Annotated in this window: 18 protein-coding genes and 1 pseudogene; 5 read left to right on the top strand and 14 right to left on the bottom strand. The window is 55.8% G+C overall.

All coding sequences use genetic code 11. The features are described from left to right. The first annotated feature begins 2 nt into the window (after positions 1-2). Entirely contained in the window at positions 3-404 is a 402-nt protein-coding gene (locus HUE57_RS18390; protein ID WP_174673788.1) for a VOC family protein, read from the top strand. Positions 405-595: 191 nt separating this feature from the next. Here the strand turns inward: HUE57_RS18390 and HUE57_RS18385 are convergent, their stop codons facing one another. The 5 genes from HUE57_RS18385 to coq7 all read right to left on the bottom strand — a co-directional run bounded on the left by HUE57_RS18385 (position 596) and on the right by coq7 (position 5,092). Then, on the bottom strand, positions 596-907 hold the full coding sequence (locus tag HUE57_RS18385; RefSeq protein ID WP_174673669.1) for a hypothetical protein: 312 nt from the start codon (positions 905-907) through the stop codon (positions 596-598). Positions 908-1,210: 303 nt separating this feature from the next. Further along, positions 1,211-3,070 carry a hypothetical protein gene (locus HUE57_RS18380; protein WP_174673668.1) on the bottom strand — a complete coding sequence of 620 codons (1,860 nt, stop codon included), beginning with the start codon at positions 3,068-3,070 and terminating at the stop codon, positions 1,211-1,213. 15 nt (positions 3,071-3,085) lie between these two features. Beyond that, positions 3,086-3,718, bottom strand: a complete 633-nt coding sequence (locus tag HUE57_RS18375) for a GNAT family N-acetyltransferase (protein WP_078484451.1) — start codon at positions 3,716-3,718, stop codon at positions 3,086-3,088. A 224-nt stretch (positions 3,719-3,942) separates the two neighbouring features. Next, entirely contained in the window at positions 3,943-4,416 is a 474-nt protein-coding gene (locus HUE57_RS18370; protein ID WP_078484452.1) for a hypothetical protein, read from the bottom strand. Positions 4,417-4,447: 31 nt separating this feature from the next. Further along, on the bottom strand, positions 4,448-5,092 hold the full coding sequence (coq7, locus tag HUE57_RS18365; protein ID WP_078484453.1) for a 2-polyprenyl-3-methyl-6-methoxy-1,4-benzoquinone monooxygenase: 645 nt from the start codon (positions 5,090-5,092) through the stop codon (positions 4,448-4,450). A gap of 142 nt (positions 5,093-5,234) precedes the next feature. Here coq7 and HUE57_RS18360 point away from each other — a divergent pair, with 142 nt between their 5' ends. Then, positions 5,235-5,894 (top strand): hypothetical protein, encoded by a 660-nt coding sequence (locus tag HUE57_RS18360; protein WP_174673667.1) that lies wholly within the window; start codon positions 5,235-5,237, stop codon positions 5,892-5,894. On the opposite strand, the gene HUE57_RS19415 is transcribed toward HUE57_RS18360, so the two are convergent. Next, complete coding sequence (locus tag HUE57_RS19415) at positions 5,884-6,144, bottom strand: hypothetical protein (protein WP_236860642.1); 261 nt, start codon at positions 6,142-6,144, stop codon at positions 5,884-5,886. The two genes, HUE57_RS18360 and HUE57_RS19415, sit on opposite strands and share 11 nt — an antisense overlap. Between HUE57_RS19415 and HUE57_RS18350 the strand changes: the two are divergent. Beyond that, positions 6,132-6,992 (top strand): annotated as a pseudogene (locus tag HUE57_RS18350) (AAA family ATPase); the annotation flags it as partial. The gene HUE57_RS19415 and the pseudogene HUE57_RS18350 overlap by 13 nt on opposite strands. 8 nt (positions 6,993-7,000) lie before the next feature. Here the strand turns inward: HUE57_RS18350 and HUE57_RS18345 are convergent. Then, positions 7,001-8,251, bottom strand: coding sequence for a (Fe-S)-binding protein (locus HUE57_RS18345; RefSeq protein WP_078484455.1), 1,251 nt, complete (start codon positions 8,249-8,251; stop codon positions 7,001-7,003). A gap of 116 nt (positions 8,252-8,367) precedes the next feature. Here HUE57_RS18345 and HUE57_RS18340 point away from each other — a divergent pair, with 116 nt between their 5' ends. Both HUE57_RS18340 and HUE57_RS18335 read left to right on the top strand, forming a co-directional pair. After that, positions 8,368-8,676: a (2Fe-2S) ferredoxin domain-containing protein gene (locus HUE57_RS18340; protein WP_078484456.1), complete on the top strand. Its 309-nt coding sequence runs from the start codon at positions 8,368-8,370 to the stop codon at positions 8,674-8,676. Between the two features lie 21 nt (positions 8,677-8,697). Further along, a complete protein-coding gene (locus tag HUE57_RS18335) occupies positions 8,698-8,934 on the top strand; it encodes a hypothetical protein (protein WP_135622366.1) in 237 nt (78 codons plus the stop codon). An 11-nt stretch (positions 8,935-8,945) separates the two neighbouring features. On the opposite strand, the gene HUE57_RS18330 is transcribed toward HUE57_RS18335, so the two are convergent. The 7 genes from HUE57_RS18330 to HUE57_RS18300 form a co-directional block, all read right to left on the bottom strand. After that, positions 8,946-10,019, bottom strand: coding sequence for an HD-GYP domain-containing protein (locus HUE57_RS18330; RefSeq protein WP_174673664.1), 1,074 nt, complete (start codon positions 10,017-10,019; stop codon positions 8,946-8,948). A gap of 92 nt (positions 10,020-10,111) precedes the next feature. Continuing rightward, entirely contained in the window at positions 10,112-10,912 is an 801-nt protein-coding gene (locus tag HUE57_RS18325) for an ABC transporter permease (RefSeq protein ID WP_078484459.1), read from the bottom strand. Positions 10,913-11,171: 259 nt separating this feature from the next. Continuing rightward, positions 11,172-11,507 (bottom strand): ATP-binding cassette domain-containing protein, encoded by a 336-nt coding sequence (locus HUE57_RS18320; protein ID WP_174673663.1) that lies wholly within the window; start codon positions 11,505-11,507, stop codon positions 11,172-11,174. Positions 11,508-11,555: 48 nt separating this feature from the next. Next, on the bottom strand, positions 11,556-11,759 hold the full coding sequence (locus HUE57_RS18315; protein WP_174673662.1) for a hypothetical protein: 204 nt from the start codon (positions 11,757-11,759) through the stop codon (positions 11,556-11,558). Next, positions 11,708-11,929 carry an ATP-binding cassette domain-containing protein gene (locus HUE57_RS18310; protein ID WP_174673661.1) on the bottom strand — a complete coding sequence of 74 codons (222 nt, stop codon included), beginning with the start codon at positions 11,927-11,929 and terminating at the stop codon, positions 11,708-11,710. The genes HUE57_RS18315 and HUE57_RS18310 overlap by 52 nt, the downstream gene beginning before the upstream one ends. Positions 11,930-11,931: 2 nt before the next feature. After that, positions 11,932-12,282: a Rieske (2Fe-2S) protein gene (locus HUE57_RS18305; protein WP_078484461.1), complete on the bottom strand. Its 351-nt coding sequence runs from the start codon at positions 12,280-12,282 to the stop codon at positions 11,932-11,934. Next, the gene (locus HUE57_RS18300) at positions 12,279-13,157 is read right to left on the bottom strand and encodes a PfkB family carbohydrate kinase (RefSeq protein WP_078484462.1); all 879 of its coding nucleotides are present in this window, start codon (positions 13,155-13,157) and stop codon (positions 12,279-12,281) included. The genes HUE57_RS18305 and HUE57_RS18300 overlap by 4 nt, the downstream gene beginning before the upstream one ends. Positions 13,158-13,162 lie beyond the last annotated feature (5 nt).

The raw sequence follows: 13,162 nt of genomic DNA, 5'->3' as shown, positions 1-13,162 counted from the left end.
GCATGAAGCGTCCCAACCCCACCAGCGGTATGCGCCATGTGGCGCTCTATGTGGCTGATATGGGCGCAGCGGAACACTTCTATGTCGAGTTGTTGGGGATGACGGTTGAGTGGCGACCAGACGCCAACAACGTCTACCTCACCTCAGGCAACGACAACGTCGCCCTGCACAGCTCCCCGGAAGGTTACGACACCAGCGGCGATCAATCGCTCGACCATATTGGCTACATCCTCGAGACGATGCAGGACGTCGACGACTGGTTCGAGTTCCTGCGCGCTAATGGAGTGAAGATGAAGACTGAACCACGTACCCACCGCGACGGTGCGCGCAGCTTCTACTGTCTCGATCCCGATGGCAATACGGTGCAGATGATCTTCCATCCGCCGCTGGTCGGCCAGGGATAAATGAGCTATCGGAGTCAGTGCTGGCTCCGATAGTTGAAATATTTCTAAACGAGTTGGAGGTGCTCTTGAATCTGGAGACGACCATGGCCTCGGTTGCACCAATAGTGGATGAATACTTTAATTACTCCTAAGGCGATTAATTACCTGCTCCATCCACATTGCACAGGAATGTTATTCTAGAGTTTACGTCGCTACTCCTCAGGATTGATCCCTCTAAACATCAAAACAATGGCCATCACGATCAACGCCATTATCGAGACAAACTGGGTAAAACCGGAGATGGAGAGGCCTAGTTCGGCTTCGTTGAACAGATCAAACATATCTTTGAATGCCGCGATTGAGATAAGAAACATCGCGGCGGAAAGAATACGGTTCATACGTCGTGCCAGATGGTTTTTAACCTGATCGTAGATGCGCGTCACCCCCTCCATGGTCTGCTCATGCACCTGTTTTACCTCGGCCATAATCTCATTGGTGCGCTGACGCAGGGATTCAAACTCCATCTCGGTAAACACCGCACGCATTAAGCGGGTATGGTCGGGGAAGGTCATCATTGAACCCGCCTGAATGATGTCGAGTAACCAATGGATGTCGCGTTCGAATCGGTTCAGGTTGTCTAGCTCTGCCTCCATCTCTTTGCGGTGGCGCTGTAGACGTTTGAGTGATTTTCGACCACCCTCGCTGACCGCCATGGAGAGCGAAGTGAGGCGTTAGTCCCCGATAGTCGACGCCGTCTGTATATTCGTAGTTGAGAGCGCGAGCGAACGACGGAGAAGATGCAGCAGCGGCTTTATGTCGGCGTAGAGTCACTGAGGGAGTGTGTAGAGCCGCGAAGAGGTGATTACGCAACGAACGCAGGACGTCGGGCGCCGCAGGCATAAACGGTCGCGTGAAGTTTTTGCTGTTTGCTTGGGCTTGGATGCCCAAAACAAACTTTCGCAAAATAGCGACTCCCCGGCGCCTTTCTCCTGTGGCCCCTCTACCGCTAACTGTCGTATATGTTTCCCCAACACAGTGTTGGTGAGTTGGAAAAGATTGGTGATGGCTGCCGCCACCTCTACCGACTCAGCCGCCTGTTCACGCACCCAGTCGGGCTGCTGTAGCAGTGCCATCACAGTACCGTGGCGTTGCACCATCATCAGTTCATTTTCGTTATAACGCAGGGGGGCCAGGTTTTCTGAGGCATCGGGGGCAGGGCGCAGGATCCAGTCATCCACCGCGCTTCGTACCTCGCGTAGCGGCAGGGCAATGGCCGGGTAGCCGATATGATTCTGTAACGCCTCAATGTCCAGCTCATGTCGCTGTTCACCCGTATCGCTAACTACTCGTTCCAGGCGCACTGAAACAAAACGATTGTCACTACTGTTCCAGTTCAGTGCCCGAGCTTCCTCTGGAAGGTGCTCGCCGAGTTGCAGTTTCAACTCGCTACTGAGGAGAGAAAGTGCGTGATCAGAAAACTCTTCAAAAAAGGCGAACTGTTCGCCCGATTGCTCACAACGAATCTGCTCGTCCACCGCATAGGGGGTTCCCAGGCTCATGGCGTGGCGTAATCCCGAGACGCTGAGTTGCGACAGATCGGATGATAGGTTGAGGACGAAGATTCCCATACTGAAATAGGTCAGTTCCACGGTAAAGTTGAGCTCACTACCACGAAACGGAAGTGTCAGCGGTGGAAACTGCCAGCTGTAGGTGTCGATAAAGTCGCGCGAGGCCAGCCCCGACCAGATGTCCGACATTGAGTCCGATTCCAGTGACGAGGCCCCCAATCCTTTTAACGACATTCCTTCCGTACCCCCGGCAGCAAGGGTCTCTGCCATCAGAGCAGCGAAAGGTTTCATCATGTTGTGGTGTAACGAGGCAAAATAGGCGATGCGCATACGCCCGTGCTCAATGCAGAGCTTGCCACTGCTATCGGCCTGTTGCCGTTCGGCAAACCGATGCAATACCGGTACGTGTGGTGCGAGATCGGTGGCCATAATCCGAGCCCCCATCGATTCAAGCTCGCGCAGCGCCCGCTCAATAGAAGGGAGCTTAATATCGACGGCCTGTTGCAGTACTGCTCCGTCACCCCAACGTAAACCATAAAGTTCAGCAACGCTTTTTATCGCATCGGCATAACAGTGGTAGGCAGCCAGTTGCGAGGCGAGGTGTTCGTCATATAGTTCAGCCTCCAGGCCATTAAGCCCCGTGCGTAACTGCAGTAACCGCTCTACGCCTTCGCCCAGCTCGGTAGAGGCCATACCCATGGTTGAGGCGAGACTCTGATAGATGCCTCGGTCGATATTGCAGATAGCCCCCTGTAGGCGAGCGAATTCACGTAGAACCTCGATAAAGTCGGTATTAATGGCACCTGTCACGCCATCCAGCGCCTCAACGGCACGCTCTATTAGCTGCTCTGCATGCCGGTAGCGATAGCTGGACTCGATAATGCTGCGTGCACTGAAGTAGCAACCGGAGAAACAGATCAGGCACTCATCCACACTCAGCCCATCGGGAAGAGATGTGGCCATCGGGTCATCCTCCAACTGCTCCAGCAGCGGATAGAGCTGCGGGTGCTGCGCACGCGCCTCAGCACGCGCCTCGCGCCTGCCCTCATCAAAGGCTTCATCACCAAGTAGCTCGAAGAACCTTAAAAGGCGCTGGTGTGGACTATTTTCCTGTGGCATGTGTTTCTCATCAGACTATTGTTTGTTGTGTGGCCAGGTGACCAGTGATACATCATCGGCTAGTCGGGAGAGCTGACGTTCTACTCGAGGATCGTCATGGTCCAGCAGGTAACCGTTATGAAAAAGGTGTCGGATTATATCAGCCAGCTCCTTGGCCGGAATGCTCTTCGGCCTCTTCTCCTGTGGCAGCACCATCAAGTGCATAGGCACGCTCTCGCTATCGTCATAACGTGGGGCGAAGTAGTCAAAAGCCAATTTATGAAACCCAAGCCGACCGTAGAAGATCGCCTGTCTCTCCTCGGCCTCGACCAGTAGCCAGGAGAAACCGGAGAGTCGCTTAAAGCGTGCCATGGCATCTCGACATAACAGTGTCCCAATCCCCCCGTTCCGCTGGCTCTCATCCACTGCTAGATAATTAAACATGACATAGGCGTTTAATGGGTTGAGTTCCTGAATGTAAAAACCGACGACACGTCCACTCAACAGGCCGGCCATCAACTGATAGCTGCCCTCGTTGAGTCGATCGGCGATCACTGCCTCCGGCTCTCGTTCCCACGCAGGGAAGGTCGCGCGATAGATCGTCATGCAGGCATTCCACTCGCTACCCGAGGTCTGGTGTACTGACGAGATACGCAGGGCATCAGTCATGGCTATGAACCATGCATTCTGAGGCGAATGTTAGAAGAATCAGGTTTGCCTCGCTGATCATATGGGGCTGTGTCATGTTGAGAAAACCGGCTGAAGTGCCTGATCATTGGTGTGGGTGAGAGGGCTGTCAAAGCGTTAAGTGAAGCAGGTTGTCAAATCGCTTGAGTGGGTGATGCTGGAGATCTTCTGCTGTCTAAATACGAGCAAGATACCGCGCTGAACCGTTAGCTGAAGTCGAAGGTCCAGATGTCGTTGCCCTTCGGCCCCTTACCGAGGTAGTGGTAGCCGATCTCGGTAAACATTTTCTTCATTCCCTTGCGCATCAGCTTCGGATTCTCGGTGACGATAGCGATTCCCTGGGGTTTGTTCTGTATCTCTGCGCTGTTGAGGTAGTCACGAGTGGTGCGGGTGATGATGCGCATCATGTTGGGAATGCGATCGGTAGGTTGGATGAACATCCGGTAGAAGAAGTAGTTGTTGTCACCGTTGAGCTTGCCGGGATAGACGGTTGAGAGTCCGGCCAGCTCGCCCTGTGGATTGCGGGCGATGCAGACTACCTCCTGTACCCTCCGTTCCGTTTCCAGGGGATTACCGATGGCATTGTTGCGGCTCCAGAAGTCGATAATCTCACCGCGCAGGGTGTTATCTACGCTGCCGTAGACGGTGGAAATGGTGTAGTCATTGAAGCTGAGTTCCATGCTGGATTGTTCCGTCTGGCCCGAGGGTAGGTTAGATGTGGTAGACGCTCTTGGTCATCAGCTTGGAGGTGAGTCCCATCAATTTTTTGATCGGCCAGGGTAGATCTGCCCCTCCGGCCTGCAGTGCGAGCGTAGCGTGGTGCTGCTCATCGACCTTCATCTGCTCAAGAATTGCGCGACTCTTCTCGTCGTGCTCGGGAATTGACTCGAGGTGTTCATCGAGGTGCTTCACCACCTGCTTCTCGGTCTCGGCAACAAAACCAAGGCTCCACTTGTCACCGGCAAGACCCGCCGTGGCACCGATGGCGAATGAGCCGGCATACCAGAGGGGATTGAGCAGGCTCTTGCGGCTACCCATATCCTTAACCCGTCCCTCGCACCAGTCGAGGTGGTCGTTCTCCTCCTGCGCGGCGCGCGCCATGCTGTCGCGCACCTCGGGTAGCTTGGCGGTCAGTGCTTGGCCCTGATAGAGCGCCTGGGCGCAGACCTCACCGGCGTGATTGATACGCATCAGCCCCGCTACATGGCGCTGTTCCGCCTCGCTCAGCTCGGTATCATCAAGATCGTCGGCCGGGTTGGGACGTTCGGTGATTTTCGGCTGACCGAAGACGGTCTGAAGCGCCATGTCGAGATTCATCACCAGCTGGTCGAGGGGGGGGTAGTCGCGTCTATTCATGATTGATACCTTAGCGGCAGGGGTAGGGTGAGGCAAGGTAGTCGGGCTAGAATGTTTCGCACAAGATGGAGTTAGTCCTGATGGGGTCGAGTCGGTACCGACTCCGACCCCTGAAAGTTACCGAACAATAAGGATCGTTTGCATGAATGAGAGTCACGATCTTGAGCTGCTGCTCAGCTCCCACTTTCCAATTGTAGTGATCGAATCGCAGGAGGAGACGCGGGTGCTGCAGCTGCTGAGTGGTATCGGCCAGCGGCGCTTCAAGTCGGTGAATAGCTGGAGCGTGACCGATGGCATGCGGCGCATCGATATCGATATCCCCTCCAGCGAAGAGGGAGCGAAGCCGGAGGAGATGCTCTGGCAGCTACGTCGCGACCGCCATGCCGGTATCTATGTGCTGTGTGATTTTCATCCCTATCTCGACGAGCCGCTACACATCCGTCTGCTCAAGGATATCGCGCTGAGCCATCAGCAGAGCGGTATCTCGCTGGTACTGCTGAGCCATAAGATTACGATCCCACCAGAGCTGAGGCCCTTTACTGCCAGCGCCGAGATCTCACTACCCGACCAGGTGGCGCTGGAGAAGATCGTGCTAGAGACGACCCAGCAGTATCAGCAGCGGAGTCGCCAGTCGGTGCGTAGTGATGAAGCGACCTTCAAACTGCTGGTCAGTAATCTCAGCGGTCTGACCCGTGATGATGCGACTCGATTGGCTCGTAATGCGATCTTCGATGACGGGGCGATCACCGAGTCCGATCTGCCGACGGTGATGAAGGCGAAACATGCACTGCTCAGCCGCTGACCGCCATGGAGAGCGAAGTGAGGGCGGTTAGTCCCCGATAGTCGACGCCGTCTGTATATTCGTAGTTGAGAGCGCGAGCGAACGACGGAGAAGATGCAGCAGCGGCTTTATGTCGGCGTAGAGTCACTGAGGGGTTGTGTAGAGCCGCGAAGAGGTGATTACGCAACGTACGCAGGACGGTCGGGCGCCGCAGGCATAAACGGTCGCGTGAAGTTTTTGCTGTTTGCTTGGGCTTGGATGCCCAAAACAAACTTTCGCAAAAATAGCGACTCCCGGGGAGAGGGTGTGCTCAGTTATGAATTCGATACCGCTCGCTTCGGTGAGGTGGGTGGACTGCGCAAGCTCAAAAGCTGGTTGGAGCCACGTCGTGCCATCTTCCACAGTGAGGTTGATGACAAACGCCTCGATCCGCCCAAGGGGGTGCTGCTACTCGGTGTGCAGGGTGGTGGAAAGAGCCTTGCCGCCAAGGCGGTGGCGGGGAGTTGGAATGTACCGCTGTTGAGGCTCGATTTTGCGGCGATTCACGACACATTTCACGGCGAGACCGAGCGCAAGATGCGCGAATCACTGAAAATGGCCGAGGCGATGGCCCCCTGCGTGTTGTGGATCGATGAGATCGAGAAGGGGATCTCGACTCAGGATCATGACGGCGGTACCTCAAAGCGGGTGTTGGGCTCGCTGCTGACCTGGATGGCGGAGAAGCAGAGCAGTGTCTTTATCGTCGCTACCGCAAACGAGATCGATCAGCTACCACCGGAGCTGGTGCGCAAGGGGCGATTTGACGAGATCTTCTTTGTCGATCTGCCCAGCGCCGAGGTACGGCGCGATATCTTTGAGATCCATCTGAAAAAACGTGAGATCGAGGCGGAGCGTTTCGATACCGGCATGTTGGCGGCGCAGTCGGAGGGATTCTCTGGTGCCGAGATCGAACAGGCGATCGTCTCCGCGCTCTACGCCACCCACGCCAATCAGAGTGAGCTGGGGACCGGCGATATTCTTGAAGAGCTGATTCAGACCCGGCCACTTTCACTGGTGATGCAGGAGCGTATCGATGCGCTGCGCGAATGGGCGCTGGAACGAACTGTGCCGAGTGATTGATGAGGCCGCTAGACGCTGGTGATCTGCTGTAACAGCAGCGCGATCGGGTGGTGTAGTTCAAGCCCCGGCCTGCCCGCCTGAATATGGAGTGCGCAGCCGATGTTGGTGCTGACAACTGCATCGGCCGACGCGGCGGTAATGGCAGAGAGTTTCTCACGTCGTAAGGCATCGGCTAGTGCTGGTTGGGTTACCATGTAACTACCCGCAGCACCACAACAGCGATTATTGTTTGCCAGCGGCCGTGCCACTAGTTCCGGGATCATCGCCAGTAGCTTCTGTACGCTCGCCATGCCATTGAGCAGATTGCGGCTGGCACAGGGTTCGTGAATGGCGATGCGCTGTTTGAGGGGGCGAAAGCAGATCTGCTCCGGCCACTCGATCGTAGCGAGGAAGTCGCAGATGTCATAGACCGCTACCTTGAAGCCGTTCTCTTCTCCATAACGAGCCGCATACTCCCGCAACTGCGCGGTACAACCGCTACCCGTACCGATAACCGCCTCTACCTCTAGCCCGTTAAAAGCGGTGACATTGATGTGAGCGAGTGACTTTGCCTGCTCAGGTTCGCCGTTGTGTTGATGGAGCGAACCGCAACACCCCTGGCTGACGGGAATCTGCACGCCATAACCGAGGATGTTGAGCAGTTTGATCGCACTCGGCAGGGTGCCGTCGTCCATCATTTCGCCGATACAGCCGGTAAAGAGGGCGACATCGGCTCGCTTCTCACCCTGAGGAGGGTAGTAGCTTTTCAGGTTGAGCGGTTCGGGCACGTTGGGCAGTGCCTGCTCCAGTCCGTCGAGTTTGAGGCCTCGCAACAGACCACTCTGGCGCGCCAGCCACTGAGCACCGGAGCGCTGATAGAGACGCAGGCCTTTAGCGACCTGTCGTAGACGCCCCTGTTTATCGGCGACGCTGTCGAGCAGCTGTTGCAGTGGCACACTGCGTGATGAGGACTGAGCGGCGCCGGGGGCAAACAGCGCACGCGCCTCATCGATCAGCTTGCCGTAGGGGACCTGTGACGGGCAGACTCGCTCACAGCTGCGGCAGACCAGACAGCGGTCGAGGTGCCCCTTGAGCTCTGCATCTGCCTGCAGCTGGCCACGCGCCAGCGCCTGCATCAGCGAAATGCGTCCACGCGGGGACTCCGCCTCGTTGCGGGTGAGGTGGTAGGTCGGGCAGTGGGGCAGGCAGAGACCGCAGAGCACGCACTGGTCGGTCTCTTTGAGTATCTGCTGATCGGGCGGTGTAACGGGTTGGTCCAAAGGGTCGCTCTGTGTTGCCGGTTTGCTCGACGCCGTAGGTTGCGCGCCTCAAAGGTCATTATTCTAGCAGTTCCCGATATAATCCCCTTATCAATTGTTCAATTCGGATTAAGTCGATGTCCCACTACCAGTACCACCTCTTTGTCTGTACCAACCAACGTGACGATGGCTGTGCCTGCTGCGGTAATCACGGTGCGCAGGCCCTGCGTGATTACGCCAAGAAGCGCTGTAAGGAGCTTGGTATTCACGGTGCGGGGCAGGTGAGAGTCAATTCGGCGGGTTGCATGGATCGCTGCGACAAGGGACCGGTGATGGTGATCTACCCGGGGGAAACCTGGTACACCTTCATCGATAAAGAGGATATCGACGAGATCATTGAGCAGCATCTGCTCAAGGGTAAGGTAGTGGAGCGGTTGAAGATCTAAGGGACGAAACTGGGAGGCAGTTTGATACGGATATTATTCGGTGCGGCAATGCTCTACAGCGTCTGTAACGACTGGTCGGCACACGACTGGGGGACGATAGCGGCATACCTTCTGGTCGGTATTATTTTGATCTTGTGGGGTGTTGCGAGTTTGACAGAGGCCGAGGTGGATGAGTTTCACCACGATGAAGAGGCGTACGATGAGTATGAGGTCATCGTCAGGATCCAGAAGAGACGTGACCAGGATATTGAAAATTAGTTATTAACGTCTCAGGTGATTTTCGCCTTTACCACCTGGTTGAAGTGCGCCACCCACTGTTTGTCGAATTGACTGCCGATGTGGCTGTTGATCTCCAGCACGGCACGCATGATTGGACGTTTATGTTCGCGGTAGCAGCGGTTGCTGATCATGGCAACAAAGGTGTCGGCGATGGCGATGATTTTCGCCCCCTCGCAAATCTGTTCCCCGTTTAGCTGTTGCGGGTAACCGCTTCCATCGAGCCGTTCATGGTGGTGGTGGATCATCTCGGCTGCAGACTCCCAGCCACTCATACGACGCATCCACTCGTAACCTATGCGGCTGTGACCTTTGAGCTGTGCGCTCTCCTCATCGCTGAGCGGTTCGCCCTTAGTGGCGATCTCGATTGGTAGGAACGACATGCCAATATCGTAGAGGTAGACTGCTGCGGTGAGCTGTACCTCGTCGACCGGATTATCCGCCGCCTCATTCATGCTCAGGCAGAGATCGAGTAGACGGGTGCTGCGGCCCGGCCAGAATGGGGTCACGCTCTCGATCTGCTGGCTCAATTCAAAGAAGAAGGCGATGTCGGCGCTTTGTGCGGTTGAGTCGCTACGGGTTGGCTGGGGAGATTCAGCAACCTCGTAATCTCCATTGGGGTCAATCTGCTGCAGTGTCTCTATGACACGCTGCTGAAGATGTGCCGGGTCGGTGTCGGTGAGCGTGTGGATGAGAGTGTGTAGTTGTCCACTTTCGGCGCTCTCCCCAGGCGAGCTAAGCTGCTGTGCAGAGAGTTCACGAATCTGTGCGACAACCAGTAGTAGTAGATCGTTAAAACCTGCGACGTGGTGGAGGTGGCCGTGGCGAATGGCATCGAGAATATCCTCTAGCATGTGGATGATCTCGGAGAGCTGCTCGAGCCCCACCATGCGCAGATTGCTCTTGATCGAGTGGACTACGCGGAACAGTTCATCGATGGCGCTGCGGTCATCGGGTGCATCGTCGATGCGTACCAGCGCGTCAGACATATTGTCGTAGGCGTCGGTCAGCTCGCCAAGGAAATCCTTGATCGTCTCTTCATCGACCTCAATGCTACTTTCACTCATAGGTTTTGTTGTTATTGTGGCTACAGGGATATTTCTATTCTATCTCGCTCTGCCAGGATGCCAATGGCCTAAGTTGGGTAGTCGTCACAGTTTTACTCACCAACATGAAGTAGTAACCCTTTTTCGCGTGCCACGCGGAAGGTGCGTAGAAAGATAGTAATGGCGACGGCCAGATAGAGTAGATCGAGAGTGAGTGCCTTAATCATCAGATCGGCGCGGAAAGTGCCGTCGAACATTACCGCACGCATCCCCTCAAAGACATGGCTTGCTGGTAGCCACCAGGCCACGCTCTGCAGCCACTCCGGCAGGGTTGATATTGGGTAGTAGATGCCGCAGATCGGAGCGATGGCGAAGATCGCAACCCAGGCGAGGTTCTCAGCACCGAGTCCGTAACGCATCACCAGTGATGAGAGCAGGATGCCGATCGACCAGCCCATCATCAACAGCCCGGCGAAGAAACCGAGTAGTGGCAGGCCGATGTCGAAGATCGAGAAGTGATAGAGCGGTATCGCCAGTGCTGCGGCCCCGCTGATACCTATCAGGGTACGAATCAGACTGATAGTGGTGAGCGAGATCACCAGTTCGTAGGGTCGGAGGGGGGATGCAAAGAGGTGACCGAGATTGCGTGAGTACATCTCTTCAAAGAAGGCGAGGGTTACGCCGAGGTGACCACGGAACAGAACATCCCAGAGCAGTACGCCAGCGATCAGTACCCCAGCCGCCTGTGCCACCCAGCTACTGTGCTGGGTAAAAAACTGGCTGATAAAACCCCACAGAATCATCTGTACCGTCGGCCAGTAGACCAGCTCCAGCAGTCGTGGCCACGACTTGCGTAGCAGATAGGTGTAGCGCAGCACCATCGCGCCGATGCGATGTAGCGAGAGGCTATTCATGCGGTGCCCTCCCCTGCGCGTGCGACATCGAGAAAGACCTGTTCCATTGAGTCGCGCCCAAAACGTTCCTGCAGTTCTGAGGGGGTGCCCTGGTCGATCACGCAGGGCAACATGATGCACCTCATCGCAGAGCGCTCCCTTCGCCGCATGTACCATGAGAGCGAGCAGCAGGGTGGCCAGCCTCAGTCTCGCTGCTGGATCAGTGAGCATGGTGCGAATTCGGTCGGCGCTATCGGGATCGAGTGAGGCGGTTGGCTCATCAAGTAGTAGCAGTTCCGGTTGGTTGAGCAGTGCCTTGGCGAGGTGCAACTCGGGTGCGTTGTCCGGCAGAGAGAGTACCGTAACGGCGGCCAATAAACTCACCGATATCGAGCTGTTCACAGAGCTGTGCAATTCGCCTTTTTACCTGTGGCACACCGTAGAGATGTGCGTAGACGGTCAGATTCTCTCGCACGGTAAGACGCATCGGCAGGTCGACATAGGGTGATGAGAAGTTCATCCGTGGCAACACTCGGTAGCGGTGGGTGAGCATGTCCTCATCCAGTACGGTGATAGTGCCACTGCTAGGGGTGAGCAGACCGACGCTGACCGCCATGGATAGCGAAGCGAAGGCGGTTAGTCCCCGATAGTCGACGCCGTCTGCCTATTCGTAGTTGAGAGCGCGAGCGAACGACGAAGAAGATGCAGCAGCGGCTTTATGTCGGCGTAGAGTCACTGAGGAGTTGTGTAGAGCCGCGAAGAGGTGATTACGCAACGTACGCAGACGTCGGGGCGCCGTAGGCATAAACGGTCGCGTTAAGTATTTGCCGCTTGCTTGGGCTTGGATGCCCAAAACATGCTTCCGCAAAATAGCGACTCCCCGAGCAGGATAGAGAGGGTGGTGGTTTTACCGGCACCGTTACCGCCGAGTAGGCCGCAGATTGACCCCCGGTCTACCTGAAAGCTGATGCCGTCGACGGCGTTGACCTCATCGAACTGCTTGTGGAGCCGTTCGACCTGAATAGCGGGCTGTTGCATGGTTAGGGTTTCGAGTCGCTTAAAAGGGTGATCATACCGTCGATTAGTTCAATCTCTAACGGTGTTAGCGAGTGTCCCAGACAGGGGCCGTAGATACAGTAGCCATCCTCGATTTTAAACAGCGCACCGTGCATGCCGCACTCGATGTGCTGGCAGTCGACATCGAGAAACTGATCGGGGCGCCAGTTGAGCTCACCACCGACGTGGGGGCACTTATTGAGATAGGCGTAGAAGTTACCGCTGCGGTTGACGACAAAAAGCTCGAGTGGATCATCGTTAACCGTGACACTGAAACCACGTGCGCTGTCATCTTTGATCTCGGTAGCGGCTACAAGCGCTGTTTTGACCTTCATGATTCGCTATCGACCAGATTGTCTAAACACAGCTGACCGCACTTGGCACCCGCGAGACGACACGCCTCGTGTAGTGACATAACAAATGGCTGTTGCTTGAGTTGCGAGGCGATAAAGGCGGCGTTGAAGGTGTCACCCGCAGCGAGTGTATCGACAACTTTCTCAGGGGGATAGGCTGGCGCCTGATAGAAGTTACCCGCGCGATCGAGTGCGGTTGCACCCATCTTACCCCAGGCAACGACCAGATCGGCGACATCGTGGTGATCACGAATCTGATTAAGAAACAGCTCGGGTGAGTCGAAGCCGTTGTGGAGTGCATAGATGCGTGAAAAGAGCAGTAGATCGGCGTGATCAAACAGCTGCTCGATGTTGTCACGCGGCTTCTCAATCTCGATTGAATACTTAACTTCGGGGTGGTGGCTGCGCAGGTGGTCGAGCATCGCTTTGGTCTGGCTGATGTTGCGCCCCTCGAAGTGGATCCAGTCGTAGCGACTTAGATCGATACGTTTGAAATCCTCCAGCTGAAACTCTTCAAGATCACGGTGGTGGAGGATAGTGCGTGAGCCGTTGTGGAGATTGAGAGTGATATAGGAGGTTGGGACTTTACCCGTGCTATCGATGAGGCAGTGATCAAGGTCGATACTGCGCGCCTCCAGCATGGCGATCACACGCCGGCCATCGGGCTCGTCGGCAAGGCTTGCCGCAAGTGAACAGGAGAATCCGAACTGTTGCAGCACCGAGAGGGTGTTGGTGGCATTTCCGCCACAGACGATTCGCTGACCAGTGATGCGTTGCTCACTATTCTCGATGGGATAGTCATCCACGGTGTTGATGATATCGAGGGTGGCGATACCGACAGCAAGGATAGCGGACATCTTCT

Origin of the sequence: Candidatus Reidiella endopervernicosa (assembly GCF_013343005.1) — a bacterium.
Classification (GTDB): Bacteria; Pseudomonadota; Gammaproteobacteria.
The sequence above is the reverse complement of the archived record's forward strand: the minus strand, read 5'-3'. Positions and strand labels throughout refer to the sequence as shown.